Source organism: Actinophytocola xinjiangensis, assembly GCF_001921215.1.
Lineage (GTDB): Bacteria > Actinomycetota > Actinomycetes > Mycobacteriales > Pseudonocardiaceae > Actinophytocola > Actinophytocola xinjiangensis.
Map to the genome: position 1 here is coordinate 140,576 of NZ_MSIF01000015.1, position 26,960 is coordinate 167,535.

A 26,960-nucleotide genomic window follows, 5' to 3' on the forward strand; every position below is an offset into this window, starting at 1 on the left:
CTCGTCAACAGAGACGCGCGGTGTTCCATCCCCGTTCCGTGCGCCACATCACTTACTCACCGGTAGGGCAGAACGTCCGCCGCGACCCGCTCCAGGACCGACAGGCGGCCCGCGTAGACGCCGTCCTCGCGGGGCCAGTGGGTGGTCACGTCGGTGAACCCCAGTTCGGCGGCGCGGCCCAGGGCGTCGCGGAAGTACTCGACGCTGGTCAGGGAGAACGTGGGGGCCGAGTCCAGGGACAGGTGACGGTCGACCGTGCGTCCCGGCGCCGTTTCGGCCAGGACGTCGTCGAAGCGGCGGACCCGCTCGGCGACCGCCGCCCACCACTGGTCGACGGTGTCGGCCGCGCAGTAGGTCACCCAGCCCTGGCCGTGACGCGCGGCCAGGCGCATCGTGCGCGGGCCGTTCGCGGCGATCACGAACGGCAGCCGGGGGTGCTGCACGCAGCCGGGCGCCGTGCGGGCCTCGACGGCCGAGAAGTACTCGCCGCGCGCGGTGGTGCGTTCGTTGGTCAGCAGGGCGTCGAGCTGCTCGACGAACTCGGTGAACCGGTCGGCCTGGGCGCGCGGGGGCAGCGGCTCGTGGCCCAGCACCTCGGTGTCGTAGCCCTGGCCAACGCCCGCGCCGATGCCCAGGGTGATCCGGCCGTTGGACACGTCGTCCAGGGTCAGCAGGCTGCGGGCGAAGGGCACCGGCTGGCGGAAGTTCGGCGAGGCGACCATCGTGCCCAGGCGGATCCGGCGGGTCACCATCGCCGCCGCCGTCAGCGTGGGCACCGCGTCGAACCACGGTCCGTCGACCAGGGTGCGCCAGCCGAGGTGGTCGTAGGTCCAGGCGCTGTCGAAGCCGTAGGTCTCGGCCGCCCGCCATCTCGGCTCGGCGAGCAGCCAGCGGTACTCGGGAAGGATCACGATGCCGACGCGCATACCGGTTCCCACGTCCGTCAACGCTAGCCGATCAGTACGGCCGATACCCGCCCTGTGGATAACCCTGTGGATAACCTGGGGGTTGACCGTACTGGGCGAGGCGGCGCTGGTAGCCGCGCATCGCCCGGCCGGTGCCCGGCAGCACCACCACCACGGTCGCCGCGATCCACAGCAACAGCGACACCAGCACCATCGCGATGTACTCCCCGCCGCCGTCGGCCAGCAGCTTGATCACCGCGTACAGGTAGTACACGCTGGTCAGCGCGCCGACGAAGGCCAGCAGCCAGCGCACGACATCCACCCTCGCCAGCAGCACCAGGCCCAGCGACAGCGACGAGCAGGCCACCGACATCGTCACCGAGATGGCGAAGTCCAGGTTGCCGGTGAACTCCTCGGAGAACGCCGCCCCGACCAACGCCACCAGCATGTCCACGTTGTCCGAGGTGCCGTTCCAGCCGACGATCGCGATGACCAGTGCCAGCACCCCGGCGACGAGGAACAGGCCGGCCGCCGCGTAGGCCAGCGCGTTCGTCGGTCCCGCCGGCCGGTAGGGCCCATACGGTGGGTACCCAGGCTGTTGCGGGTAGTGGCCGTACTGTGGTGGATAGCTCACCTGGGGAACGGTAGTGCGCCATCGCCGGTCACGGACAGGAATGATGGGTCCGTGGACAGACCCGAACTGATTGCCTCGGACGTGGACGGCACGCTGCTCGACCCGCTGGAGCGGATCACGCGGCGCACGTTCGACGCCGTCTCCCGGGTGACCAGGTCGAACACGCCGTTCATCCTGGTCAGCGGGCGCCCACCGCGCTGGATACCGAACGTCGCCCAGGCCGCCGGGCTCACCGGGTACGCGGTGTGCAGCAACGGCGGGGTCGTCTACGACATCGCCGCCGACCGGGTCGTCTCCTCCCAGGACATCGACCCGATCCTGCTGCGCGACACCGCCAAGGCCCTGAGCGCCGCGCTGCCCGACGCCAGGCTCGCCACCGAGCGGGTCGCGCCGGACCTGGTCCCGTTCGTCACCCAGGCCGGCTTCCGCAACCCGTGGGGCGTGCCGAACGGCGAACTCGACGGCGAGGTCAACGACGTCCCGCTGGCCGAGGTCATCGGGCACGCCGCGACCAAGCTCATGGTCCGCCAGCACGACCTCACCAGCCGCGAACTCGCCGCCGCCGCGCACGACGTTCTCGCCGGGGCCGCCGTGGAGATCACCTTCTCCACCAACCAGGGGCTCATCGAGATCGCCCCCGCCGGGGTCACCAAGGCCAGCGGGCTGGCCGAGGTGTGCGCGCTGCTCGGGGTGGACCGCGACCGGGTCGTCGCCTTCGGTGACATGCCCAACGACCTGCCGATGCTGGACTGGGCCGGGCACGGCGTGGCCATGGCCAACGCCAACGCCGAGGTGCTGGCCGTGGCCGACGAGGTCACCGCCACCAACGGTGAGGACGGCGTCGCCCAGGTGCTCGAACGCTGGTTCTGACCCTGCCGGCGGTGGGAGGGTGATGGCCATGGAACGCACGCTGGTCGTGCTGCGGCACGCCAAGTCGGACTGGGACACCGCCGGGCCCGACCACGAGCGCCCGCTCAACGAACGCGGCCGGCGGGACGCGGTCGCGCTCGGCCGCTGGCTGGCGGAGAATCTCACCGGCATCGGGCTGGTCGTCTGCTCGACCGCCGCCCGCGCGCGCCAGACCTGGCGGCTGGCCGCGCCCGCGCTGGACCCGGCGCCGCCGGTGCGCCACGAGCAGCGGGTCTACGCCGCCGAGCCGGGCACGCTGATGTCGGTGCTCGACGAGATCTCCGACGACGTCGCCACGGCGGCGCTGGTCGGGCACAACCCCGGGTCGTCCGAACTCGTACGGACGGTGACCGGGCAGCCGGTGGAGCTCAAGACCTCCGGCGTCGTGGTGCTGAGCTGGGGCGGGACCTGGGCGGATGTGTGGGCACGCGGTGCCGAACTGGTCACCCAGGCCACGCCCCGGGGGTGACACGCAGGGTTACACGTGGAAGGACACGTGCGGTGCAATACGGTTCAGGACGGGTCCTTCGCGGCGCGCAGCGCGATCGGCGCACCGGCGAGATCCTCCTCGTTGCACATCAGCTTGACGTCGTAGTACGGCGCGTCACCGCCGTCGTCGTAGTCGAGGTGGATGGCGATCACGTCGACCGGTTCACCCAGCCATTCCTGCGTTCGGCGTAGCCATGCCGCCGAACGCTCCAGGGCCGTGGGCAGGTCGTCGTCGCGGAACTCGACCGGGCGGTAGGGGACGCCGTAGACCTGATCCTCCTGGTGAGAGGGCCGGGGAAGGTCGACAGACACCCCAGCGTCGTCGAGGTTGAGTGCGATTGATCGGGGCTGTTCACTAGCGAGCTCGCTCACCCTTACGAGCGTCCACCAGCACGTGTTTACTCGCAACCCTTCTGCTGCGCTCAGTGTGCTTCGTGTGGTTGACTGTGCCTTGGTCGTGATTTCTTGAGTTCGTGATAGATCACGCTCGCAGGAGGATGTTGCGGGCGCGCGGGTTAGCTCCAGGTTGAGTCGCCGTCTGGAACCGGCCAAGGTCGTCGCAACCGCGGCGGCCGGCAATATCGCTGTTCAGGAGAACGTAGTGGCACAGGGAACTGTGAAGTGGTTCAACTCGGAGAAGGGCTTTGGCTTCATCGCGCCGGACGACGGCAGCGCTGACGTCTTCGTCCACTACTCGGAGATTCAGGGCAACGGCTTCCGCAGCCTGGACGAGAACCAGCGCGTGGAGTTCGAGATCGGCCAGGGCCAGAAGGGCCCGCAGGCCACCGGCGTCCGCGCCGTCTGATCTCGCGCCACCCGCTTGACGTAGGAGGGCCACCCAGGGTCATCGACCCGGGTGGCCCTCTTCGTGTGTCTAGTCGAACACCTTGCGCCAGGACTCCACCGAGGTCAGCTCCGGCAACGCGGCCTTGTACTGCTCGACCAGCCTCGGCCACTCCTGGGACAGCCGCCGGTAGTCGTGCGCGGCCCTGGTCGCCAGCTCACGGAACACCTTCGGGTCGCGCCGGCGGAACGCCACCCCGCTGCCGTCGGCGTTGGACACCGTCGCGCTGTCCAGGTTGCCGAGCATGAACCACAGCGACGCGTTCGCCGGGATGTTGACCTGCGGACGGTCGGCCGACGCCGGGTCCGGGGCGCGCAGGTTGTGCAGGATCGCCTTGCCGGCGCGGGCGGCGATCTTCGCCGGGTGCACCGGCGGGCGCAGCATCTGCTCGGCCCGCACCATGTCGAACGTGGGCGGCGGGAACTCCCTGGCCGAGGGCAGGAACTGGGCGTCGGTGTACTGCTTGCGCACCTCCTGGACGTCCGGCAGGGCCGTCGCGAGCTTGTCGAACAGCCGCTCCGGGCCGGCCATGAAGTCCTCCAGCGCCTTGAGCTCGATCGCCAGCGTCGAGTACTCCATCGACATCAGCCGCTTGAACGCCGACCGCGCGCCCTGCGCGAGCAGCGTCTTGCGCATGTCGTAGGGGCTGTGCAGCGCGCCCATGATGAGGCGGTTGCGGACGTGGAAGTAGACCGTCCAGTCCTTGGTGTCGTTCTTGTCGGTCCACGGCTCGTGCCAGACCGCCGAGCCGGGCAGGGTGACCGTGGGGACGTCGTGGGCCAGCGCGCGCAGCGAGTACTCCGCGTCGTCGCACTTGATGAACAGCGGCAGCGGCAGGCCGACCTTCTCCACCACCGAACGCGGGAACAGGCACATCCACCAGCCGTTGTAGGTGGAGTCGATGCGCTTGTGCAGCGCGCGGGTCTCGCGCAGCGAGTGCTCGCCGAAGTCGTGGTTGACCACAGCGCCCGGCGCGCGGCGCCACATGATGGTCGCCAGGTCGACGATCTCGCCCATCGAGTGCAGCCGCGACTTGGCCTGCAGGTTGAGCATCTGGCTGCCGACGATCACCGGCTTGGCCGACGCCCTGGCGAACATGTTCGACCGCAGGATCGAGTCCGGCTCCAGGGCGATGTCGTCGTCGAGCAGCAGGATCTGGTCGACGGTGCCCGGCGAGGTGTTCTCGATCGACTCGTAGAGCGCGCGGGTGAACCCGCCCGAGCCGCCGAGGTTGCCCTGCTCGATGACCTCCAGGCGCTCGCCGAGCACCTTCTTCGCCTCGGCGAACCGCTCGTGCTCGCGGATCTTGCGGTTGCCCTGGTCGGCCACGAAGACCTTGCTGACCACGTCCAGGACCGCCTGCTCCTCACCCAGCGCGAGCAGCGACGCCACACAGTCGTCGAGGCGGTTGAAGGTGGTGATGCCCACGGCGATCTTCTGCACCGGCAGCGGCTCGTCGGCCAGCCACACCGCGTCGGTGACCAGCAGCGACTGGTTCTCGGTGAACACGTCGAACCACAGCCAGCCGCCGTCCTCGAACGGCGCGAGCGTCAGGCGGAACTCCAGGGTCGCGGCCTTCTTCTCGGCGTGCACCGGGGCGCCCTGCAGGTGCACGACGTCGCCGTTGGGCTTGGAGCGGTACACCTCGACCCGGCCGGCGCCGCGGACGGTCAGGCGCAGCGTGACGTGGTCGACGCGGGTCCAGCGCTTCCAGTAGCTGGCCGGGAACGCGTTGAAGTAGGAGGCGAAGGACACCCTGGCCGAGGGCGGCACCTCGACCTCGCGGCGGGAGGTGACGTGGCTGTGCACGTTCTCCGGCTCGTCCAGGTACAGCGGCCGGACGTCGAGCGGGTCGCGGTCCCTGGGCAGGATCACCCGCTGCAGCACGCGGTCGGCGTCGGTACTGCCGGGTTTGCTGCTCGCCTGCTCGGCCACTGTCGTACTCCTCGGTGGATGGGGTTGGCTGCTCGTGGGCTGGTCTACGCCGGGCGGCCGGCGGTGCGGTCAGCGATGAGGACGAACTCGTTGTAGGTGAAGAACCTGCCGGCCGGACGAGGCAACGGGAAGGACTGGTTGCGGACCCTGGCGAAGCCCAGCTGTCCGGCGACGTCGGCCAGCGCGTCGAAGTCGGTGAACTCCACGTGGGTGCTGTCGCTGGCGTAGCCGCGTTCCTGCGGGCAGATCAGCACCATCCGGGCGTCGTCGGCCAGGTACTCCAGGTAGCCGGCCAGGATGTCCACGGCCTGGGCGCGGGGCATGTGCTCGACCAGGTGCGCGGCCAGCAGCCCGCCGAAGCGGCCGGGCGTGGCGTAGTCGCTCTCGCCGAACTCCTCGGTGGTGAACGCCGTCAGGCCGCGTTCACGGGCGGTGACGATCGAGTGCGGGTTGTGGTCGACGCCGACCCCGCGCGGCTGCAGGTGCGCCAGGCAGCGCCCGATCCCGCAGCCGACCTCCAGCACCTCGCGGTCACCGAACAGGCGACGCAGGTTCCACCGATAGGGCGCCTGGACGTCGAGCACCCGCTTCCACAGCGGCATCTCCAACCGCTTGAGCCGGTCGGTGTACTCCTCGCCCTCGGTCGATTCCAGGGAAGCCATGCTCTTGGTCCTCGCCGATCGAATTGGGAGCCGGCCGCGTCAACAGAGGCCGCACAGTATGTCGGCATGGTAACGGCAGGTCTGTCGCCGTGGACGTGGGGAGCGTCGCCAGGTGCTGCGCTACAGTCCGATAACCCAAAGACAGCATGCGATGACTGCTTCTGGAGTATCTGCCGTGAACGCAGGCCAGTACACGAGTTTTGGTGCGACCCCACCCGGCGGCGGCGGCGAGAACACGCTGGACGCCACCATCGTGCTCCCCTGCTACAACGAGCAGGAGCACGTGCTGGACGAGATCAAGCGCATTTCCGGCGCGATGGACGCCAGCGGCATGTCCTACGAGCTGCTGGTCATCGACGACAAGTCGACCGACGACACGCTCACGGTGCTGGAGGAGGCGCTGCCGCAGTTCCCGAAGATGCGGCTGATGCCCTTCCGGCGCAACGGCGGGTCCGGCACCGCGCGGCGCATCGGCACCCGCGAGGCCTACGGGCGGGTCGTGGTGTGGACCGACGCCGACATGACCTACCCGAACGAGCGCATCCCCGAGTTCATCCAGTACCTGCGCGACAACCCGGACGTCGACCAGGTCGTCGGCGCGCGGACCTCCGAGCAGGGCACCCACAAGTTCCTGCGGGTCCCGGCGAAGTGGATCATCCGCAAGATCGCCGAGGTGCTGGCCGGCACGAAGATCCCCGACCTGAACTCCGGACTGCGGGCGTTCCGGCGCGAGGTGTCGCTGCCCTACCTGCGGCTGCTGCCGCCCGGGTTCTCCTGCGTCACGACCATCACCATGTCGTTCCTGTCCAACCAGCACCCGGTGGACTACCTGGCGATCGACTACGCCAAGCGGGCCGGGGTGTCGAAGTTCCACTTCGTGAAGGACGCCTACCGCTACATCCTGCAGGTGCTGCGGATGGTGATGTACTTCAACCCGATCAAGGTCCTGATGCCGCTGGCGCTGACGCTGTTCGTGCTCGGCGCGGTCAAGGGCGTCACCGACATCATCCGCTACGACTTCCGGGTCACCAGCAACGCGATGCTGGCGATCGTCACCGCGCTGATCATCGGCTCGATGGCGCTGCTGGCCGACCTGATCGTCCGCTCCCGCGACGACAGATAGCCCCCACACCAACGACGACGGCGCCGTCCCCGAGGGGGCGGCGCCGTCGTCGTGTGCGGGCTCAGTCGTTCTTGTCGTAGAGCCGGCGCCAGTTCTCGCGGCTGGTCAGGCGCGGGGCGGCGGCCCGGTACTCCTCACGCAGCCTCGGCATCTCGGCCACCAGCCGGCGCACGGCCCTGGCCGCCTGCTTGGCCAGCTTGATGGTCAGCTCGCGGTCCCGGCGGCGCACCCGCACCCCGCCCTGCGAGCCGTCGGTGACCACGGCCGTCTCGAACTGGGAGACGTGCCACCAGGTGGCGTCCGGCTTGGACACCGCGCCGATCGGGTGCACCGAGCGGCCCATCGCCAGGTAGGCGACCCGCTTGAGCAGCGTCAGGCGGTTGCTGCTCGGCTTGGGGCCGGCCTGGATCTGCTTGATCTCGCCGACGCTCAGACCCGGCACGTCGGACGCCTTGTGCATGATCGTGTCCGGGTAGTCGGCGCGCAGCGCGTGCACCGACTTCGCGGCGCTGGCCCCGCCGTCGTTGAGGAAGTCCGGGCCCTCCAGGAAGTCCTCGGTCGCCTTGATCAACGTGGCCGCCAGCCCGTACTGCATGGCGAGCAGGTAGCGGGAGATCCGCGAGGTCAGCACCCGCGCGGTCTGCTTCGGGTCGATCTCGGCGTGCAGCGTGGAGACGATCATCGCGTTGCGGACCGCGAAGTACTCGTTCCACTTGTCCAGGTCCTTCCAGTCGAAGTCGGCGTGCCACAGGCCGGCTCCGGGAAGGGTGACGGTCGGGAAGCCCTTGGCCCGCGCGCGGTAGCCGTACTCCACGTCGTCCCACTGGAAGAACAGCGGCATCGGCAGGCCGATCGCGGCCACCACCTCGGCCGGGATCAGGCACGACCACCACGCGTTGTAGTCGGCGTCGACCCGCAGGTCACCGCGCACGACCTTGCCGGCGCCCTTGCCCGAGGCCTTGCCGGCGCCGTCCTCGTCGGCCTCCTCGGCGAGCAGGTCGACGTCGTCGAGCGCGTTCTTGACGACCTTGCCCGGGATGAGCTGGGCGAAGTCGGCGTACTCCGCGCCGGCCAGCAGCCGGGTCGGGTGCAGCAGCCTCAGCATCTGGCCACCGACGATCGTCGGCGACGGGGTGCGGTTGGCGAACGCGGTCAGCCGGATCGCGATCTCCGGCTCGCACAGCACGTCGTCGTCCATGAACAGCAGGTTGGCGTGCTCGGCGCCGCCCTGGCCGGTCACCTCGTACATGCCGCGGCCGAAGCCGCCGGCACCGCCGAGGTTGGGCTGGCGCAGGTAGCGCAGCCGCCCGGCCAGCGCCTGCTGGATCTCGGGGAACTGCGGGCGCGACTCGACCGTGTCGCTGCCCTGGTCGACCACGTAGATGGCGTCCAGCACGTCCAGCGACTCCTGGTCGCCGCCCAGCGACTGGAGGGTCTTGGTGCAGTCGTCGGCGCGGTTGTAGGTGCAGATGACCACCGCCGTTGGCCGCAGCCGCTTCGGCGGGTCGACCGTCCAGCGCAGCCGGTCCACGACCAGCTCGGAGTCGGTGGTGGTGAACTGCACCCACAGGAAGCCGCCGTCGACGAACTTGTCGAGTTCGGCGGTCACCGTGACCTGCTCACCGGTCAGGCCGGTCAGGTCCTGGGCGGCGACCGTGCGGGTCTCGCCCTCGATGTCCGAGGCGATCACCGCCAGCCGGCCGGAACCGGTCGCGGTGACCTCGATGTCCACCGTGTCCACCACGGTCCAGCGCTGCCAGTAGCTGGCCGGGAAGCGCCCGAAGTAGGTGTCCAGGGTGACCTCGGAGCCGGCCCGCACCACGAGCCGCTGCCGTTCGCGGACCGCCGCGCCGTGGACGACCTTCGCGTACAGGTCCTCCGGGCAGACCGGGTCGGGCCCGTTGAACAGCCCCCGCTGGGCCACCAGGCGGCCGTTGGGGGCGTGCTCCACGAGCCGGGCGTCCGGTGCGGTCGCCGGCTCGGCGGGAGCCGCGTCGCTCGAGATCGGGGTACTGCCGAGCATTCGAGTTCAGTCCTCCAAGGGGCGGCCCAATAGACACTTCTGGAAAGCGAGAGTACCCGCGCGCGTGGGCGTGATTACCGTTAGGTCACGATGATCCCGCCAACGAGCGATGACCGGGCCGGTGACCTGCCACGCGACCCGGTCATCTGCTAGTACGGCCGCGCTACGACACGGCGAACGACGTCCAGCCCGACGAGCCGACGATGCTCGCGCCGGACAGCTCCGGCAACTGGGCCGGGGTCGCCAGCCAGTCCGGCGGGGTGGCGCCGCCACCGAGCTGGCCGTAGCCGTTGTGGCCCCACGCCCACACCGTGCCGTCCGACTTCACCGCCAGGCCGTGGTTGGTGCCGCCGGCCACGTCGACCACGTCGGTCATCCCGGCCACCGGGGCCGGCGTCGGCCGCGCGCAGTTCACCGCCTCGGGGGTGTCGCAGTCGCTGCCCACCGAGCCGTTGCCCAGCTGGCCCGCGCCGTTGAAGCCCCACGACAGGACCGTGCCGTCCGAGGTCAGCGCGTAGGTGCTCGACGCGGTCCCGCCGACCACCTCCTTCACGCCGGTCACGCCCGGCAGCTGCGTGGGCGTGAGCACGAGGCAGTCCGGGTCCTGCAGGTCACAGCCCGTGCCGCCGGTCGTGCCAAGACCCAGCTGGCCGACGCTGTTGTAGCCCCACCCCCACACCGAGCCGTCGGACTTCACCACGAACGTCGCCGACCAGGTCGCGGTGACCGACACCACGTCGGTCAGGTTCGGGATCTGCTTGGCCGACAGCGACCGGCAGCCCGGTCCCGCCGGCGCCTGCTCACAGCCCGTGCCGTAGGTCCCGTCGCCGAACGAGCCGCCGTTGGTGCCCCACACCCAGACCGTGCCGTCCTCCCGCAGCGCGTAGCCGGTGTGGTTACCGGCCGCGACCTGCGTGATCCCCGTCGGCAGGCCGGTGACCTGCACCGGTGAGCGCCGCTCGGTCATCGTGCCGTCGCCCAGGGCGCCGTTGAAGTTGTCGCCCCACGACCAGACCCGGCCCTGACCGTCCAGGGCGAGGTTGGTGGTGTAGCCCGCCGAGATCTGGGTGACCCCGGACAGCGCGCTGACCTGCACCGGAACGGTCGACAGGCCGTAGGGGCGGCCGGTGCCCAGGCCAGCGAAGTCGTCCAGACCCCAGGACAGCACCCGGCCGTCGGCGCGCAGCGCGTAGGCGTTGTAGTAGCCGCCGGTCACCGAGGTGATGCCGGTGTGGCCGTCGATCCGGCCCGGCTCGTAGGAGCGGCCACCGGTGGTGCCCACGCCCAGCAGGCCCCACTCGTTGTCACCCCAGCTGCGCAGGCAGGCCGAGGCACAGGCCGTCGGCGGCGGCGCGAAGTAACCGGCCAGATCCATCAGGAAGTGCACGTTGCCGGCCTGGTTGAACACGTCGACCTGCCGGCCGGCGCCCAGCGCCACGGTCACCAGGTTCGCCGCGGTCTGGTTGGCGACCAGGTTCAGGTTCGACGCGGTCGGCACGGTCGCGCCGGTGGGGAACGCGGTCAGGTAGGTACCGGCGGCCGGCGCGTTGGTGCCGGTCAGGTTGAACACCACCGTGCTGGCCCCGGCCGGCAGCTCCGGCGACAGGTCCACCGTGCCGATCCAGCCGCCGGGCAGCGGGTCACCCTGCCTGGTGTCGATCACCCGCTTGGTCGTCATCTGGTAGTAGGCGTGGCCACGGTCGGTGGCGTAGTAGCCGGCCAGGTCGGCGATCAGGTGGGTGTTGCCGGAGTTGTTGTACAGGGTCACGCTGCGGTTGGTGCCCAACGCGACGGTCACCAGGTTCGGCGTGATCGTGTCGCGCGCCAGGTTCAGCGTCGACGCGTTCGGCCGGGCCTGACCGGTCGGCCAGGCGGTGACGTAGGTGGCGGCGGTGGCGCCAAGACCCGTCAGGTTGAAGGTGACCGCGGTGGCGGTCTCCGGCACCCGGCTCGACAGGTTGACCACGCGGGTGCCCCCGGGCGGCAGCGCGCCGCCCACCGAGCGGGTGTCCAGCACGCGCGTCGGGGCCAGCGAGGTGAACCGCGAGCCGGTGTCCGGGGCGTAGTAGCCGGCCAGGTCGGCGATGACGTGCGTCTCGCCGAAGTTGTTGTAGACCGCCAGCGGGCCGTCGAGCGGCACGGTCACCGCGTTCGCCCGGATCTCCCCGGTCCGCAGGTTGATGTTGGAGGCGTTGGGCCGGGCCTGGTCGCCCGGCCACACGGTCAGGAACGTCGCCCCGCTCGGCGTCACGCCGGTGACGTTGAGCACCACCGCCGTGGCGTTGGCCGGGACGTGCGAGCCCAGCTCGAAGCGGGCCTCCTGGCGGGCGCCCAGCGGGCCGGCCGGCACACCGATGCCGCCCCGGGTGTCGAGCACCCGCACCGGGGTCAGCGGCGTGAACGACGAGCCGGCCGAGGTCGCGGCGGCCTTCGCCTCGCCGGTGGTCCCCAGCTGGCGGCGCGGTCGCTCCCGGTCCGCGGTGGCGGCGGTTCTGGCCCGCACGTCGGTGGCGGCGCGCAGGGCGTCGACCTTGCTCACGCCCTGCGCGCGCGGGGGCGCCTGGTCCAGCTCCACCACCCCCGGCGGGGCGGCGGTGGCCGTCATCCCGGTCATGGCCCCGGTCATGGCCATCGCCGCGGTGGCGACGAGGACGACCGATCTGCGAAGCAGCACGGTGCTCCTTTCGGTTTACGGGTTCGGGTTGGTCACCAGCGCGCCGCCCGAGGTGACGGCCCGCGCGGACGGCAAACCGGTGATCCGCACCGGCACGGTGGACAACTCGGCGCTCGACCCGGTCCCGAGCTGGCCGTCGCCGTTCTCGCCCCAGGACCACGCGGTGCCGTCGGAGAGCAGCGCGTACCCGGCGCCCCAGCCGGCGGCGACGTCGACCGCCCCGGCGAGCCCCGAGACCCGCACCGGCACGACCGACACGCACGGCGCGTCCGCCGGGCAGGAGGCACCGTCGCCGAGCGTGCCCCGCTTGTTGCCGCCCCAGCTCCAGGCGGTGCCGTCGGTGCGCAGCGCGTAGCCGTTGACGCCGCCGCCGGCCAGGTCGGCCACCTCGGTCAGACCCGACACCGGGACCGGCACGCGCGAGCGGCAGCCCTGCCCGGTCGCCGGGACGCACGGCGCGCCGTTGCCCAGCTGGCCCGACCAGTTCGCGCCCCACGACCACACCGTGCCGTCGGAGCGCAGCGCGTAGCCGGCGCCGTCGGCCGCCGCGACGGCGGAGATCGAGGTCAGGCCGGAGACCCGGACCGGGGTCGCCGACGAGCCGGCGGTCGACCCGTTGCCCAGGGCGCCGTCGAGGTTGTCGCCCCAGGCCCAGACCGTGCCGTCGCCGCGCAGCGCGTAGCTGGTGGCGTCGCCGGCCGCGACCGACACGACCCCGGTCAGCCCCGGCACCCCGACCGGCGCGTCCGACCGGCTCTGCCCGGTCATCCCCCAGGTCCACGCGGTGCCGTCGGAGCGGCTGGCGACCGCGTGGAAACGGCCGGCGGCCACCGAGGTCACGTCGGTCAGCCCGGAGACCGGGGTCGGCACCGCCGACCAGCCCACCGCGCTCCAGCCGCCGCCGAGCTGACCCAGCGGCGCCTGACCCCACGACCACAGCGACCCGTCGGTGAGGCGCGCGTAGCGCACCGGGCCGCGACCGCCGGCCAGGTCGACGACCCCGGCCAGGCCGACCACCCGGTTGGGGACGACGTCCGCGCCCGGCGCGCGCCGGCCGGTGCCCAGCGCCCAGGACTCGTTGCTGCCCCACGTGTAGGCGCAGTCCACCGCGCACTGGGTGTCGGGGGTGACGAACACCCCGGCGAGATCGGCGATCACGTGCGTCTGGCCACGGAAGTTGTAGGCGCTGATCGGCTCCATCGTCGACACCGCCACCGCCGCCAGGTTCGCCGCGGTCTCACCGGGCACCAGGTTCAACGTCGACACCGAGCCGTCCGGGCGGCCGTCGGCGGCCCACACCGCGACGTAGGTCGCCGCCGTCGGCGACACGCCGGTGACGTTGAGCAGGGCGGCGGTGACGTTCGGCGTGATCCAGGTGTCGTCCAGGTTCATCGCCTGCCGGGCCGCCGGGCCAAGCGCGCCGGAGCCCGAACGCGTGTCGAACACCCGCACGGGGGCGCGCGGCACGAACGTCGCGCCGTACTCGGGGGTGTAGAAACCGGTCAGGTCGACCATCACGTCGACCGTGCCGGCCAGGTTGTACAGGCTGATCGTGCGGTCCGCGCCCAGCGCGACGGTCGCCAGGTTGGGCCGGGTGGAGCGGGCGTTGAGGTTCAGGTTCGACACCGTCGGCCGGGCCTGACCGGTCGGCCAGGCGGTGACGAACGTCGCCGCGCTCGCGCCGACACCGGTCAGGTTGATCGTCACGGCGGTCGCCGACCTCGGCACCTTGCCGGTCAGGTCCACGACCTGGCTGGCGCCAGGACCGAGCGCGGGCGGCGGGTCGGAGCGGGTGTCGAGCACCCTGGTCGCCGACAACGGCGTGTACCGCGACCCCGTCCCCGGCGCGTAGTAGCCGGCCAGGTCGGCCAGCACGTGCACCGTCCCGTTGCGGTTGTACAGGTCCACGCCACGGTTGGTGCCCAGCGCGACGGTCGCCAGCACCGGGCGGGTGTCCCCGGCGACGATGTTCAGGTTCGACGCGTCCGGGCGGGCCGTGCCGGTCGGGTAGGCGGTCACGAACGTCTCGCGGGTGGCGGCCGTGCCGGTCAGGTTCAGCACCACCGCCGTCGCCGTCGCCGGCACCCGCGAGGACAGGTTCAGCGTCACCGACCGCCCGGCGCCGACCGGGCCGGACGCGCGGGTGTCCAGCACCCGCACCGGGCTCAGCGGCGTGAACGCCGACCCGGACTCCACCGCCACCGGCACCGGCTCGGGCACCACCGGGCGCTGCGCCCCGGCGGCCAGGCCGGCCACCAGCGCCAGCACCCCGACCGTCACGATGATCCTGCTACGCACCCGCCACCTCCACCAGGGCGCCGCCGCCCCCGAACTCGTTCGCCGCGCCGATCCCGCTCACCGGGACCGTCGAGTAGCCGCCGGTCCCCAGGTCACCGCCGACGGCGACGATCCCCGCCCGGATCACGGCGCGCCCACCAGCACCCGACCGCCGGACCGGGAGAACCCGAGCGCGTCCACCGGCGGCAGGTTCGGCACCACCACCGGGCTGACGGCCTTCTCCGTGAGGCGCCCGTGCCCCAGTTCGCCAAAGGTGTTACCGCCCCAGGCCCACACCGTGCCGGTCCCGTCGAGCGCATAGCCGCCGGCGCTGTTGGCGGCGATGTCCACCACCCCGGTCACCGGCAGCGGAGTCGGCACCCGAACCACACAGTCCCCGCCCCACGGGCAGTCGACGCCGATACCGAGCACACCCCTGTCGTTGTCGCCCCAGCCCAGCACCGTCCCGTCCGTGCGCAGCGCGTAGACGTGGTAGATGTCGGTGACCACCCTGGTCACGCCGGTCGCCCCCGGCACCTCGACCGGGGTCGGCACAACGGTCTCGTCGGAGCCCTCACCGGCCTGGCCACCGTTGTTGAGCCCCCACGCCCGTACGGTGCCGTCGCCCATGACCGCGAACGCGGTGAACATGCTGGCGCCGATCGAGGTCACGCCGGTCAGGCCCGACACCCGCACCGGCCTGGCCGAGGGCTGGTCGGTTCCGTTGCCGTACTCGCCGTTGGTGTTGTCGCCCCACGCCCACACCACGCCGTCGGCGTCCAGCGCGTAGGCCGTCAGGTGACCGCCCGCGATGGCGGTGATGTTCGCCAACCCCGGCACCTGGACCGGCACCGGCCGCGGTTCGTAGTCGTCGGTCCCCAGCAGGTTGCCCTTCGCCGAACCCCAGCCCCACACCGTCCCGTCCGACCGCAGCGCGAAACCCGTCTCCATGGTGGAGGTCACCGCCACGACCCCGGTCAGGTCCAGCACCCGCACCGGGACGGCCGAGAAGTCGCCGACCACGCCGATGCCCAGCTCGCCCGACCAGTTGCGACCCCACGCCCGGACCGTGCCGTCCGCCAGCAGCGCGTACGGGTCGGCGACCTGCACCACCCCGGACACGTCGGCCAGTTGGGTCGGGGTGAACGAGTGGCCCACCGAGGTTCCGGTGCCGAGCCCGCCGTCGACGTTCTGGCCCCAGGAGTACGCGCAGTCGGCCACACACCCGCCGGTCGGGGTCCAGAAGTAGCCGGCCAGGTCGGCGACGAGGTTCACCGATCCGTTGCGGTTGTAGAAGAACGCCCTCGGGTCCGGGTTGGCCCGCTCCAACCGCACCACCGCCAGGTTCGCCGCCGTCTGCCGGGCGGCGAGGTTCAGGTTCGAGTGCTGGGGCACCGCTCCGCCCTGCCAGGCCGACACGAACGTCCCGGTGGTCGGGGCGACCCCGGTCAGGTTCAGCACGGCCGCCACGGCCTCGTCCGGAACGTGGTTGCCGGCAACGAAAGGAGCCGACTGCCCAGCCCGGATCGGCGCGACGACGCCACCCTGCTGGCCGACCCCGGTTCGCGTGTCGAACACCCGCACCGGCGAGCGCGGCGCGAACACCGCGCCATACTCGGGGGTGTAGAAACCGGCGAGATCCGCGTGGACGGTGATGGTCCCGGCGTTGTTGTAGAGGCTGACAATGTGGTCGTCGCCGAGCGCGACCGTGACCAGGTTCGGGTTGACCGCCCCGGCCGCGAGGTTCACGTTCGACGCGACCGGGCGCGCGGCGCCGGTCGGCCACATGGTCAGGAAGGTGGCCGCCGTCGGCGACACGCCCGTCAGGTTCAGCACCACGGCGGTCGCCGACTCCGGCACCTCGTGCCCGAAGCCGAGGGTCGCGGTCTGCCGTGGCCCCAACTCCAGGGAGTCGCGCAGCGTGTAGACCACCGGGCTGAAGCGGGAGCCATCGCCGGTCGAGTAGTAGCCGGCGAGGTCGGCGACCAGGTGGGTGCTGCCCAGGTGGTTGTAGAGGGTGACCGCGCGGGCGTCGGTGACCCGCACCGTCACCAGGTTCGCCCGGATCTCGCCCCTGGCCAGGTTCAGGCTCGACGCCAGCGGGCGGGCCTCACCCGACGGGTAGGCCGTCACGTACGTCTCGGCCGTCGGGGACACGCCGGTCACGTTCAGCACCACCGCCGTCGTGCCGGTGGGGACCTTCGACGCCAGGTCGACGGCGACCGTGCGGCCGGGGCCGACCAGGCCCGCGCCCTCGCGGGTGTCCAGGACCCGCACGGGCGTCAGCGGCGTGTACGTCGACTCGTCAGCGGAGGCGGCGGCAGCAGCAGGGGCGGGAGCGGCGGCCGCCGCCGGTAAGGACGCCGGGACGACCAGGCTCGCCGCGAGGGCGAGCACGGTCGCCGTGGACAGCGCCGGGGACAGCAGGGACCTCAACGAGACCTCCGGGCGGAGTCAGTACCGCCGGTCGGTGGCCCGACCCGTCGCGGCGTCGTAGGTGATGTAGCCGTGTTGGAAGTTCGACCGCCGGCCGCCCGCGACGGCGAACTCGCCGCTGGTCGGGTAGCCCAGATACGACTGCTCCCGGCCCAGCGCGTTCCACCGGCTACGGATCGCGCCGACGACCTCCCACGCCCCGGTGCCCGCCGACCAGTAGATCGCACCGTACTGGAAGTTCTCGTAGGTTCCCTGGCCGTCGGCGGTTCGTAATTCGTTGGAGATCGGGAAGCCCAGGCCCGGCGCGCCGCCGAGCGCGTTCCAGCGGGACAGGATCGCGCCGAAGATCTCGTGCGCGCCGTGGGTCGGCGTGTAGTAGATCGACCCCGACTGGAAGTGGTTGAACCGGCCGGTGGCCGCGCCGCCCTCGTCGGTGGTCGGGTAGCGCAGCACCGACGCCTCGGCGCCCATCTGCCGGTAGCGGGTGTGGATCGCGCCGACGACGAAGTGCGCGCCGGTCTGCGGGTGGTAGTAGATGCCCTGGTTGCGGCTCAACAGGTTGAACCGGCCGGTGCCGTCGCGGCCGGCGGTCTCGTCGGTGGTCGGCAGGCCGAGCGACAGGTGACCGCCGAGCGTGAGGTACTTGGCGAGGATCGCGCCGTTGAGCGCGTGCACACCGGTCTCCGGCGACCAGTACAGCCGGCCGTGCGCGTACGGGCGCCAGCGGACCGTCGGGTCGCCCTGCTCCACGTCGGTCGGCGCGCCCAGCCCGGTGCGCAGCGCCTCGTCGGTGGCGTAGCGGCGGTCGATCGGGGTCAGGTACTCGACGGCGATGGTCTGGTCGGCGTCGGGCAGGGTCAGTTGGCGCACCCGCGAGGTGTCGCCGTCGGCCCAGCGTTCGAACGTCGCCACGCCGTCCAGGGCGCGTTCCGGCGCGATCACCGTCAGCGGGGTGCCGACGGTGAACAGGCCGGAGGAGGTTTCCTCGTCGCCGATGGTGAACGCCGCCGGCACGGTCGAGTCCACCGTGACCCGCCGCTGCTTGGGCCGCACGGTGAACGTCTCGGTCGCGGTCGCGCCGGTGGCGTCGGTGGCGATCGCGGTGACCTCGATGCGGCTGTCGCCGGGGTGGCCCTCGAACGTCAGCCGGTAGTCCGGGCCCTGCTGCTGCTCGCCGGGGTGCAGGTGGCAGTCGGCGACCGCCGCGCAGTGCACGACCATCGTCGACCAGCTCACCGGGACGCGGCCGTCCTCGGGGTCGGTGGCGGTGGCCGACGCGGCCACCACGTCCCCGACGGCGAAGGTCCTGGCCGGGTCGGGGGCGCGCAGGGTCAGCGCCGGTGGATGGTTGCCGGGGTGCACGGTGGCGGTGGTGGTGGCGGTCAGGCCGCCCGGGTCGCGGGCGGTGAGGGTGATCTCGGCGCTGTCGCGGCCGGCGGGGTAGGTGTGGCTGACGGTGGCGCCCTCGCCGGTCTGGCCGTCGCCGAAGTCCCAGGTGTAGGTGAGCTGGTCGCCGTTGGGGTCGGTCGAGCCGGTGGCGTCGAGGGCGACCGTGCGGGCGTCAGCGTCCACAGTGGACTTGATGACGGGGACCGGTGGGGCGTTGCCCGGCGAGTAGACGATCCGGCGCAGCGTGGCCGACGCGATGTCGGCGTAGATGATGTCGCCGCCGGTCGGCACGCTGGCGAACTTGACCGGGGCGCCGAGGCCGGTGCCGAACCCGGCGGTCTCCGGCGGGGCGGTGACCTGGCCGCGCTCGTCGTAACCCAGCGACCAGACGATCTTGTCGGTGTAGTCCCCGAAGAAGTACCGCCCCCGGTACTTCTCGGGATAGCTCGTCCCGGTGTAGACCACGCCGCCGGTCACGCTGCTGCCACCCACGTGCGGATAGCTGTACAGCGGGCTCGCGGTCGCCACCCCCGCGCACTCCGGCAGGTCACGGAACCCCGGCGTGCGGGTCAGGCCCTCCCAGCACGGCCAACCGTAGTTGTTGCCCCGCGCCACCAGGTCGATCTCCTCGTGCCGGCCGTTGCCGACGTCACCGAGGATCGGCCGGCCGGTGCCGGGCTCCAGACTGAACCGGAACGGGCTGCGGAACCCGCTGGCGTAGACCAGCGAACGGGCCGCGCGCGGGCGGGCCGCGTCGTAGTACGGGTTGGTCGCCACCCCGGAACCGTCCGGGTTGATCCGCAGCAGCTTGCCGTGCGGGTCGTCGGGGTCCAGCGCGCGTAACGCGAGCGGGTCGGTCGTCCGGTAGTCGGCGCTGTCGCCCACCGACACCCACACCGTGCCGTCGTCGGCGGCGACCAGCCCGGAGATGCCGTGGATGTAGCTGTCGGCCGACATCTGCAGGAGGACCCGCTCCCCCGTCAGACCCGCCGGCGCGCCGTCACCGCCCAGGGTGACCGTCCAGGCACTCACCCGAAGTAACCCGTTCGCGCCGGCGCCGTCACCGGTCGCGGTCACCGCACGGGCCGTGTACACCGTGTGCGACGTCGCGTAGTCCGGCGCGACCGCCAGGCCGTTGAGCCCCAGGTCACCGGCACCGTTGGTGGCCACCACGGCGACCTCGCGCGGCGCGCCCGACCGGGGCACCCACATGACCCGGCCGTACTTGCCGGTCACCAGCAGACTCTCGTCCGGCAGGTAGGCGAAGTCGGTGAGCATGTCACCGGGGTCGGCGCCGTTGGGCGCACGCAGACCGGTGGGCACGTCACGCAGCACGAAGTCCGGCGCCAGCACCGGCGCCGCCGACGCCACCTGGCCCGGCAACGCCACCAGCAGCGCGCCCGCCACCGCCCCGACCAGCGTGAGCACAGCCCGTCGCCGGGTAACCGCCATCGCCGAGCCCCCACCGAGATTCGTAGTTGAACGCGCAGTAGCGCCCTCGGTCCTCATCGCACGATCAAGTGAAGTCGTTTCACCGGGTCACCCACCGCTGCCTGCGCGGACGTGGCGCTGGCGGCAGCCTAGGTGGTACCACCGCGCCGGTGACCAGCTGACCTCATAGAATCCCGCCGAGGTCCGCGCCGTGTTTCCCACGGCCGATGGAATTAAGAGGTCATTCCTTCGATGAACTGGTTGGACGCCGTCCCGATCGCGTTGGTCACCATCGCCTGGCTGCTCCTTCCCGGGCTCGCGGTCAGCTACGCCATCGGCCTGCGCGGCATCGCCGCCTTCGGCCTGGCCCCCATCACCAGCATCGCGATCATCGCCTCGACCGCGGTCGTCGCCGAGAAACTCGGCATCGACTGGTCGGTGTGGATCGCGCTGGTCGCCAGCGCCGCCACCGTCGCCGTCGCCGGAGCCGTCGCGTTCCCGCTGCGCCGCCGCGCGCTGTTCACCGCCGACCCCGACCCGCGCCGGCTCTCGCTCGCCGCGCTCGCCGGCTGGGTTCCCGGCCTGGTCCTGGGCGCGATCACCATCGGCGGGGCCGTCAGCTCCCCGGACGCGCTGTCCCAGACCTACGACGCGCTGTTCCACTACAACGCGCTGGCCTACATCGCCGACTCCCACCAGGCGTCCTCGCTCACCCTCAGCACGCTGGGCAACCCCGAGGTCCCGCCGGCGTTCTACCCGGCCGGCTGGCACGACGTCGCCTCGCTGGTGATGATGACGACCGGCACCAGCATCCCGGTGGCCGCCAACCTGGTGACCTTCGTCGGCGCGATCGTCGTCTGGCCGCTGGCCTGCCTGCTGCTGGTCCGCCAGCTGTTCGGCCGCAATCTGGCGGCGCTGGCCGTCACCGGCGTGGTCAGCGTCGGGTTCACCGCGTTCCCGTGGGACCTGCTCGGCTTCGGCGTGCTGTGGCCCAACCTGCTCGGCATGTCGTTCGCGCCGGCCGCGCTGGCCGTCGTGTTCACCCTGACCCGCTGGACCCGCGACGACGCGATCGGCGTCGGCCGGGCGTGGATCATGTTCGTGGTCGCGCTGGTCGCCGCCGGGTTCGCCCACCCCAACGTGCTGTTCTCGGTGGCCGTGCTCTCGATCTTCCCGATCGCCGCGCGGATCTTCGTCCGCGCCTGGGAACTGCACCGCGCCGGGCGGACCGCACGCGGCGCGATCGAGTCCGTGCTGTTCGTCGCGGTCGCCGCCGGCGGCTGGTACTGGGCGGCGACCACCCCGGCCTTCGCCGCGACCCGCAAGCAGTTCTGGCCGCCGTTCGAGACCCCGGCCAACGCCGTCGGTGAGGTCGCGCTCAACGCCACGCACAACAAGGAAGCGCTGTGGCTGCTCTCGGCGCTGGTGATCGTCGGGTTCTTCGCCGCGCGCCGCTACCCGAACCTGCGGCTGATCGTCGCCGGCCACCTGGCCACCACGTTCCTCTACGTGCTGACCGCCGCGATCAACCGGCCGGACACCCAGAAGTTCACCGGCTACTGGTACAACGACTCGCACCGGCTGGCCGCGATGATCCCGATCACCGCCGTGCCGCTGGCCGTCGGCGGAATCCTGCTGCTGACCGCCAAGGTCCTCTCGGCCACCGAGGAGCGCGCCGGCTGGCGCTCCCGGGTCGCCGCCGCCGGCTCGGCGGGGATCGCCGTGGCGCTGGCCGTGGTGCTGGTCGCGGCCACCGGCGGGCTCTACCCGTCGGACCGCCAGGAGCGGATCTCCGCCGGCTACAACCCACGTCCGGCGGGCGTGCTGACCACCCCGGACATGCGGGAGTTCTTCGAACGGGTGGCCGACGAGGTCCCCGAGGACGCGCTGATCGCCGGCAACCCGTTCAACGGCAGCGCCATGCTGTGGGCGCTCGGTGACCGGGAGGTGCTGTTCCCGCATTTCCGGGGCGAGCACAGCCCCGAGCAGGAGTACCTGGCCAACAACATGGAGAACGCGGCGACCGACCCGCTGGTCTGCCAGGCGGCGACCGACCTCGGCGTCGACTACCTGCTGGTCGGCGAGGCGGAGTTCCGGCCGTCGGACGGCAAGTGGAAGTACTACTCGGGCGTCAACGACCCGCGCTTCGGCACCGGTTTCGAGCTGGTCGACGAGCAGGGCGGCAACAAGCTGTACCGGCTGACCGCGTGCGGCACAGCGTCCCAGCAGGACGCCGGCTGAGCCTGGTCCCTCAGGCCCGGCCGGACCCGAACACGTGCCGGGTGAGCTGGCCGACGCCGGCCCGCTGACGCAGGGCCTGGGGCAGCATCGTCAGCGCGAACAGCCGCGAGGACAGGTGCCGGCGGGCCACCCGGGCGGCCCGGGGCCAGCCGTGCGCGGCCATCCGGTCGGCGGTCTCGGTGAAGAACGTGCCGGCCTCGGTGAACCGGGAGCCGTCGAACGCGGAGGCCGAGGACTCGCTGGCCTCGTGGCGGCGGTACTCGAAGGCCAGGGTCTCGTCGACGACCAGCGTCGCGCCGGCCACCACCAGGTCCACCAGCAGCGCCAGGTCCTGGATGACCCGCAGGTCGTCCTGGAAACGCAGACCGGCGAGCAGTTCGGTGCGCCAGACCAGCGACGGGAAGTACAACCAGTCACCGCGCAGCAGGCTCACCGCGAGGTCCTCGCCGGACAGCTCAAGGCGGCCCTCGACCTTGGGCGCGTAGACGCGCCGCTTGGCCTCGTCGACCAGGGTCTTTCTCGGCCGGCCGTCGCTGCCGATGATCCGCACGCCGGGCTGGATCAGGCCGGCGTCGGGGTGGTCGGCCCAGACGGCGAGCACGCTGCCGACGTAGTTGGGCAGCATCCGGTCGTCACAACCCATGAGCGTGCACAGTTTGTGTTCGACAAGTTCCAGGCAGCGGTTGAAATTGCCGGTGATGCCGAGGTTCGTGGGGTTGTGCCGGTAGCGGATGCGGTCGTCGTCCAGGCCCGCGAAGTACTCCGGCACGGCCGGGTCGTCGGTGTCGTCGACGACCGTCAGCCGCCAGCGCGGGTCGTCCTGCTCCAGGACACTGCCCACGGCCTCACGCAGCAGCGCGACGTCGCCGTAGAACGGGATCATGATGTCCAGCGTGGTCATTCGCGCACGTTCTCCCGTTTCTGCTGCGCGACCTCCAGCTGCAGGATCGCGAGGTCCTCGGCGAGCTTGCGGGTCTCGTTCTCCAGCCGGGAGACCTCCCACGACAGGTGCAGCACGACCCCGACGAGGAACACGATCGCCACGAAGAACATCAGGTTCGACGGCAGCTGCACGCCCAGCCCGTCGGCCAGCGAGGGCAGCAGGTTCGGGAAGATCGAGAAGATCAGCAGGACGACCCCGACCACCAGCCACAGCACGGCGTACTTCTCGCCAAGCTGGCGGCGGCGCAGCAGCTCCACGATGCCCGCGAGGATGAGGATCGTGGCGACCAGCCCGACGATGTAGGTGGTGCTATTCACGGGAGCTGCCTTCCTTGATCGGTGCCTCGACCGGCGCCGGCAGGGTCGCCGGCGGCAGGTCCCACCGGCGGATCAGCGCCAGCAGCAGGGCGAAGCCGGCGCGGAAGAGGTAGATCGCCGACTTGATCGGCCGGTGCGACGGGTTGCCACCCCGCCGGGGCCGCATCCGCGCCGGCACCTGCGTCACCGTGCACCCCGCACGCAACGCGATCACCAACGACTCGATCGTGTCACCCAAATACTCGACCGGGTAATGCTCGGCGAACACGGGCAGGGCCCGGCCGCCGGTCGCCTTGAACCCGGAGGTGGCGTCGGTGAGCTTGGTCTTGGCCAGCATCGACAGCACCTTGGAGAGCACCACCATGGCCCACCGCCGAGGGCCCCGAACCCGGTACTCGTCGGACCGGTCGGAGAACCGCGCCCCGATGACGACGTCCGCCTCGCCGAGCTTGGCGAGCAGCGCCGGCACCTCCGACGGGTCGTGCTGCCCGTCCGCGTCGACCTGCACGACGGCGTCGTAGCCGTGGCGCACCGCGTAGCGGAAGCCGGCGCGCATGGCGCCGCCGACGCCGAGGTTGAACGGGAGCTCGAGCACGAGCGCGCCGGCGTCACGGGCCACCAGCGCGGTGTGGTCGGTGGAGCCGTCGCTGACGACCAGGACCTGGAGGTCCGGGGTGGCGTCGCGGATCTCCCGGACGGTCTCACCCACCGTCAGCTGTTCGTTCCAGGCGGGAACCACGATGAGCGCGCGTACAGCGGACGCGTTGCTTGACACGGCTCCCAAGACTAGACGGCAGCGACGCCAGCCGACGTCCCGGTCGGGGCCGGCCGGTTACCCAGCGCGCGCGACAGGGTCACCAGCATGATGACCACGACCAACGCCGCCCCGGCGAGCTGGGCGGTCACACCGGCCCGGATCGGGTCCCCCGGCAGGGCGAGCAACCCGACGAGCACGACCGCGCTGAGCAACCAGGCGCCGGTGACCGACCGGTGCCGCCCCAGCGCGATCAGCCCCGGCTGCAACACCTGCCCCACCATCAACCCGATGGTGCTCAGCCCCAACAGCCCCACCACGGTCCCGGAGAGCCGGACGTCCGCGCCGAACACCACCTGCACCGCCCAGGGGCCGACCAGGAAGGAGGCCGCCACCCCCGGGATCCCGATGGCCGCGACGGCCACCAGGATCTTGCGCAGGGTGGCGCGGACCTCGCCGTACTCGCCCCGGGTCGCCGCCCTGGTCAGGGCCGGCAGCAACATCGCCTGCACCGGGGCGAAGAGGAACAACGGAATCCGCGCGAGCACGAACGCCGACCCGAACGCGGCGGCGGTCGCCGCGTCACCACCCAACCGGGGCGTGATGACGATCGGCGCCACGTTCATCACGACCAGCATCAGGACGGTGCCACCGACGAGGAAGGCGAAGCCCCGGGCCATCTCCCGCCCGGCCCCCGGCAACGCCTCCGGTACGTCCGGCGTTGTTTCCGTTGTCGCCGCTGCCGTGCCCGTCGGTTTCGTGGCGGACGGCCCGCTGGTGGCGGACGGGCGGCGCAGCCACAGCAGGCCGGCGAGTGCACCCACCCCGGAGCCGGCCGCGAAGAACAGTGCGTAGCCGACCGCGTTCGGAACTCCCGACAGGGCGATCACCACACAGGGCAGGATCCGCGCGAGACCCTCGGCACCCAGCGTGGCCGCGTAGCCGTTGAACCGCTGGGTCCCGCCAAGAACACCCCGCACGAGGTACACGGCAGCCGAGGTGGCCACGCTCAGCAACACCGCGAAGACCAGTCCCCAGGTCCCTGCCAACGCCGCGTCGGTCAACGGCCCGGACACCGCGAGCAGGACGACGAGTACCGCCGCCAGGAGCCCCGCCGCCAACTTCCAGGCGTGCCCGACGATCGGCCCGAGCGCCCTCCCCCCGGCCAGCCCCGCCGAGACGGACCGGCTGGTCTCCTGCTCCAACGCGGAGAACAACCCCGGCCCGATGATGTTGACCATCAGGTAGAAGTTCGTGATCGCGGCGAACTCGACCGCCGGCAACGTGTGCCCGGCCAACGACACGAACCCGAACCCGGCGGCACCAACGAGCGCCAGCCCTCCACCCATGTAGAGCGCCGGCCCGAACCGCTGTCGCAGGCTAACCACGCGCCAACGGTAGAGAACCCCGAACCCGACCCCGCGCCAGGGAGCCAGTGGCGCCCCTGACGCGAGCACTCCGGCCCGGCCGCCTCGCCCCCACATCCTCCGGCCCAACGAATTCAGCCCAACCGAACTCGGCCCAGCCAACCCCAGCTCAACCGAACCCAGGCCTGCCCAACCAACCCCCCAGTCCAACCGCACCCAGGCCCAGCCAACTCCGGCCTGACCCGAACCCCAGACCAGCCAACCCGGCCCAACCGCACCCAGACCCGGCCAACCCCGGCCCAACCGGTCCCAGCCCAGCCAACCCCAGCCCGCCCGAACCCAGACCAGCCGACCTCGGTCCGCCCGAACCCGGCCAGCACGGGTTCGGGCGGTCTCTGCCCCACCGAGGACAAACGGCGAGCCCACCGCATCGGTGAACCGGAGGTGCTCGGTCAGCAGACCCCGGTTCAACCTCGGTTCGGCCAGCCCCGACCACCGGACTCGGGTCCGGTCGGCTCCGGCCTGGCAGCCCCGGCCCACCGGCTGCAGCCCGGCGAGCACTGGTCCACACCGGTTCCAGCTCAACCAGCCCGGCCCAGGTGGCGTCGGGTCAGCCCTGGAGTTGGCCTCGGTAGCCGACCGGCCCCTCATTGGGGAACTGGGCGGTGCCCTCGAAGCGGGACCCGTCGTCGAAGAAGGTCACGCTGCCGTTGCCGGCCGCGGGGCTGCTCCATGTCACCGCGGTTCCGGTCGGCGGCGGGGCGTCCTGCGCGACGACGTCTGCCCGGTTGCTGATGGTCACCGACAGCGGCTCGTCGGCCTGCCAGCCGCCGCCACCGGTGTGGATCTCCGTCTCGTACACAGCCATCCGCGCTCCCTGATCTCTCATGATCGACACGAAGGACCCGGTCGGGCGGCGCCCCTTGGGTGCGACCCACCGGATCCGCACCCCATATTGGTGACTCTTCGCACACAAATCGACCACTCAGCGCACATGTCAACCGATCGTGTACGCGACCTCCGTCAGGGTGTGAGGTCCAGCAGGCCCGCCATCTCGGCGAACTCGGTGTCCGGGTCACTGCCGGCGAGCAGACGGTCGAGGTTGCCGGTGCGGCGCAGGGTGGCGAACCCGTGCGCGATGGACCACGCGGCGAGCATCCGGCGGTCGGCCACCCGGCCGTCGCCGGGGATGGCCGAGCGCAGCAGGTCGCCGGCGCGGGTTCGAGCGGCGGCCAGGTCGGGGTCGTCCTGGTGGTACAGGTCCGGGCGGTACATGACCTCGAAGTGCGACGGGTGGTCGGCGGCGAACCGGACGTAGCTCGCGCCGAGTCGTCGCAGGTCGCGGCCGTCGGCGAGGTCGGCGGCGAGCCGGTCGGCGAGCAGCAGCTGACCCTGGGTCGCGATCGCGGTGAACAGGCCGGCCTTGTCGCCGAAGTGGTGTGCCGGCGCGGCGTGCGACACCCCGGCGGCTCGTGCCAGGTCGCGCAGGCTGACCGCGTTCGGCCCGCGTTCGGCGATCAGCTCCAGTGCGGCGTCGATCAGTACCCGGTGCAGGTCGCCGTGGTGGTACGTGGTCCTCGTCACCTGACCAGCATATCTTGTCACTG

General features: G+C 71.6%; 22 protein-coding genes. 5 read left to right on the forward strand and 17 right to left on the reverse strand.

What is annotated here, in order from left to right; translation table 11 throughout:
- Positions 1-56 precede the first annotated feature (56 nt).
- Both BLA60_RS27130 and BLA60_RS27135 read right to left on the reverse strand, forming a co-directional pair.
- On the reverse strand, positions 57-926 hold the full coding sequence (locus BLA60_RS27130) for an LLM class flavin-dependent oxidoreductase (RefSeq protein ID WP_075135830.1): 870 nt from the start codon (positions 924-926) through the stop codon (positions 57-59).
- A gap of 31 nt (positions 927-957) precedes the next feature.
- A complete protein-coding gene (locus BLA60_RS27135) occupies positions 958-1,539 on the reverse strand; it encodes a hypothetical protein (RefSeq protein WP_154814632.1) in 582 nt (193 codons plus the stop codon).
- 51 nt (positions 1,540-1,590) lie between these two features.
- On the opposite strand from BLA60_RS27135, the gene BLA60_RS27140 reads away from it, so the two are divergent.
- Together BLA60_RS27140 and BLA60_RS27145 are read left to right on the forward strand one after the other, a co-directional pair.
- Positions 1,591-2,409 (forward strand): HAD family hydrolase, encoded by an 819-nt coding sequence (locus BLA60_RS27140; RefSeq protein WP_075135831.1) that lies wholly within the window; start codon positions 1,591-1,593, stop codon positions 2,407-2,409.
- 28 nt (positions 2,410-2,437) lie between these two features.
- Positions 2,438-2,917, forward strand: coding sequence for a SixA phosphatase family protein (locus tag BLA60_RS27145; RefSeq protein WP_075135890.1), 480 nt, complete (start codon positions 2,438-2,440; stop codon positions 2,915-2,917).
- Positions 2,918-2,961: 44 nt separating this feature from the next.
- Here BLA60_RS27145 and BLA60_RS27150 read toward each other — a convergent pair whose 3' ends face one another.
- Positions 2,962-3,249: a hypothetical protein gene (locus BLA60_RS27150; protein WP_245812168.1), complete on the reverse strand. Its 288-nt coding sequence runs from the start codon at positions 3,247-3,249 to the stop codon at positions 2,962-2,964.
- Between the two features lie 289 nt (positions 3,250-3,538).
- Here BLA60_RS27150 and cspE point away from each other — a divergent pair, with 289 nt between their 5' ends.
- Positions 3,539-3,742: a transcription antiterminator/RNA stability regulator CspE gene (gene cspE / locus BLA60_RS27155; protein ID WP_075126052.1), complete on the forward strand. Its 204-nt coding sequence runs from the start codon at positions 3,539-3,541 to the stop codon at positions 3,740-3,742.
- Positions 3,743-3,811: 69 nt separating this feature from the next.
- On the opposite strand, the gene BLA60_RS27160 is transcribed toward cspE, so the two are convergent.
- Positions 3,812-5,716 carry a glycosyltransferase gene (locus BLA60_RS27160; RefSeq protein WP_075135833.1) on the reverse strand — a complete coding sequence of 635 codons (1,905 nt, stop codon included), beginning with the start codon at positions 5,714-5,716 and terminating at the stop codon, positions 3,812-3,814.
- A gap of 44 nt (positions 5,717-5,760) precedes the next feature.
- The gene (locus tag BLA60_RS27165) at positions 5,761-6,378 is read right to left on the reverse strand and encodes a class I SAM-dependent methyltransferase (RefSeq protein ID WP_075135834.1); all 618 of its coding nucleotides are present in this window, start codon (positions 6,376-6,378) and stop codon (positions 5,761-5,763) included.
- A 175-nt stretch (positions 6,379-6,553) separates the two neighbouring features.
- On the opposite strand from BLA60_RS27165, the gene BLA60_RS27170 reads away from it, so the two are divergent.
- A complete protein-coding gene (locus tag BLA60_RS27170) occupies positions 6,554-7,501 on the forward strand; it encodes a glycosyltransferase family 2 protein (RefSeq protein ID WP_211288855.1) in 948 nt (315 codons plus the stop codon).
- A gap of 61 nt (positions 7,502-7,562) precedes the next feature.
- Here BLA60_RS27170 and BLA60_RS27175 read toward each other — a convergent pair whose 3' ends face one another.
- From BLA60_RS27175 to BLA60_RS27200, 6 genes are all read right to left on the reverse strand, one after another.
- Positions 7,563-9,524: a glycosyltransferase gene (locus tag BLA60_RS27175; RefSeq protein ID WP_075135836.1), complete on the reverse strand. Its 1,962-nt coding sequence runs from the start codon at positions 9,522-9,524 to the stop codon at positions 7,563-7,565.
- A 163-nt stretch (positions 9,525-9,687) separates the two neighbouring features.
- Entirely contained in the window at positions 9,688-12,198 is a 2,511-nt protein-coding gene (locus tag BLA60_RS42400) for an RCC1-like domain-containing protein (protein WP_084735296.1), read from the reverse strand.
- Between the two features lie 15 nt (positions 12,199-12,213).
- Positions 12,214-14,496 (reverse strand): RCC1 domain-containing protein, encoded by a 2,283-nt coding sequence (locus BLA60_RS27185; protein WP_154814634.1) that lies wholly within the window; start codon positions 14,494-14,496, stop codon positions 12,214-12,216.
- Positions 14,489-14,623: a hypothetical protein gene (locus BLA60_RS46290; protein ID WP_281257481.1), complete on the reverse strand. Its 135-nt coding sequence runs from the start codon at positions 14,621-14,623 to the stop codon at positions 14,489-14,491. The genes BLA60_RS27185 and BLA60_RS46290 overlap by 8 nt, the downstream gene beginning before the upstream one ends.
- The gene (locus BLA60_RS27190; RefSeq protein ID WP_154814635.1) at positions 14,620-16,911 is read right to left on the reverse strand and encodes an RCC1 domain-containing protein; all 2,292 of its coding nucleotides are present in this window, start codon (positions 16,909-16,911) and stop codon (positions 14,620-14,622) included. Before BLA60_RS27190 ends, BLA60_RS46290 begins: the two co-directional genes overlap by 4 nt.
- An 18-nt stretch (positions 16,912-16,929) precedes the next feature.
- Positions 16,930-19,728 carry a PQQ-dependent sugar dehydrogenase gene (locus BLA60_RS27200; protein ID WP_342744779.1) on the reverse strand — a complete coding sequence of 933 codons (2,799 nt, stop codon included), beginning with the start codon at positions 19,726-19,728 and terminating at the stop codon, positions 16,930-16,932.
- Between the two features lie 255 nt (positions 19,729-19,983).
- On the opposite strand from BLA60_RS27200, the gene BLA60_RS27205 reads away from it, so the two are divergent.
- A complete protein-coding gene (locus BLA60_RS27205) occupies positions 19,984-21,972 on the forward strand; it encodes a DUF6541 family protein (protein WP_075135841.1) in 1,989 nt (662 codons plus the stop codon).
- A gap of 10 nt (positions 21,973-21,982) precedes the next feature.
- On the opposite strand, the gene BLA60_RS27210 is transcribed toward BLA60_RS27205, so the two are convergent.
- The 6 genes from BLA60_RS27210 to BLA60_RS27235 form a co-directional block, all read right to left on the reverse strand.
- Positions 21,983-22,873 (reverse strand): glycosyltransferase family 2 protein, encoded by an 891-nt coding sequence (locus BLA60_RS27210; RefSeq protein ID WP_075135842.1) that lies wholly within the window; start codon positions 22,871-22,873, stop codon positions 21,983-21,985.
- A complete protein-coding gene (locus BLA60_RS27215; RefSeq protein ID WP_075135843.1) occupies positions 22,870-23,232 on the reverse strand; it encodes a DUF2304 domain-containing protein in 363 nt (120 codons plus the stop codon). Before BLA60_RS27215 ends, BLA60_RS27210 begins: the two co-directional genes overlap by 4 nt.
- Positions 23,225-24,007, reverse strand: coding sequence for a glycosyltransferase family 2 protein (locus BLA60_RS27220; protein WP_075135844.1), 783 nt, complete (start codon positions 24,005-24,007; stop codon positions 23,225-23,227). The genes BLA60_RS27215 and BLA60_RS27220 overlap by 8 nt, the downstream gene beginning before the upstream one ends.
- A gap of 11 nt (positions 24,008-24,018) precedes the next feature.
- A complete protein-coding gene (locus tag BLA60_RS27225; protein ID WP_154814636.1) occupies positions 24,019-25,374 on the reverse strand; it encodes a lipopolysaccharide biosynthesis protein in 1,356 nt (451 codons plus the stop codon).
- Between the two features lie 589 nt (positions 25,375-25,963).
- Positions 25,964-26,221 (reverse strand): hypothetical protein, encoded by a 258-nt coding sequence (locus BLA60_RS27230; RefSeq protein ID WP_075135846.1) that lies wholly within the window; start codon positions 26,219-26,221, stop codon positions 25,964-25,966.
- 155 nt (positions 26,222-26,376) lie between these two features.
- Positions 26,377-26,937 carry a TetR/AcrR family transcriptional regulator gene (locus BLA60_RS27235; protein WP_075135847.1) on the reverse strand — a complete coding sequence of 187 codons (561 nt, stop codon included), beginning with the start codon at positions 26,935-26,937 and terminating at the stop codon, positions 26,377-26,379.
- Positions 26,938-26,960 lie beyond the last annotated feature (23 nt).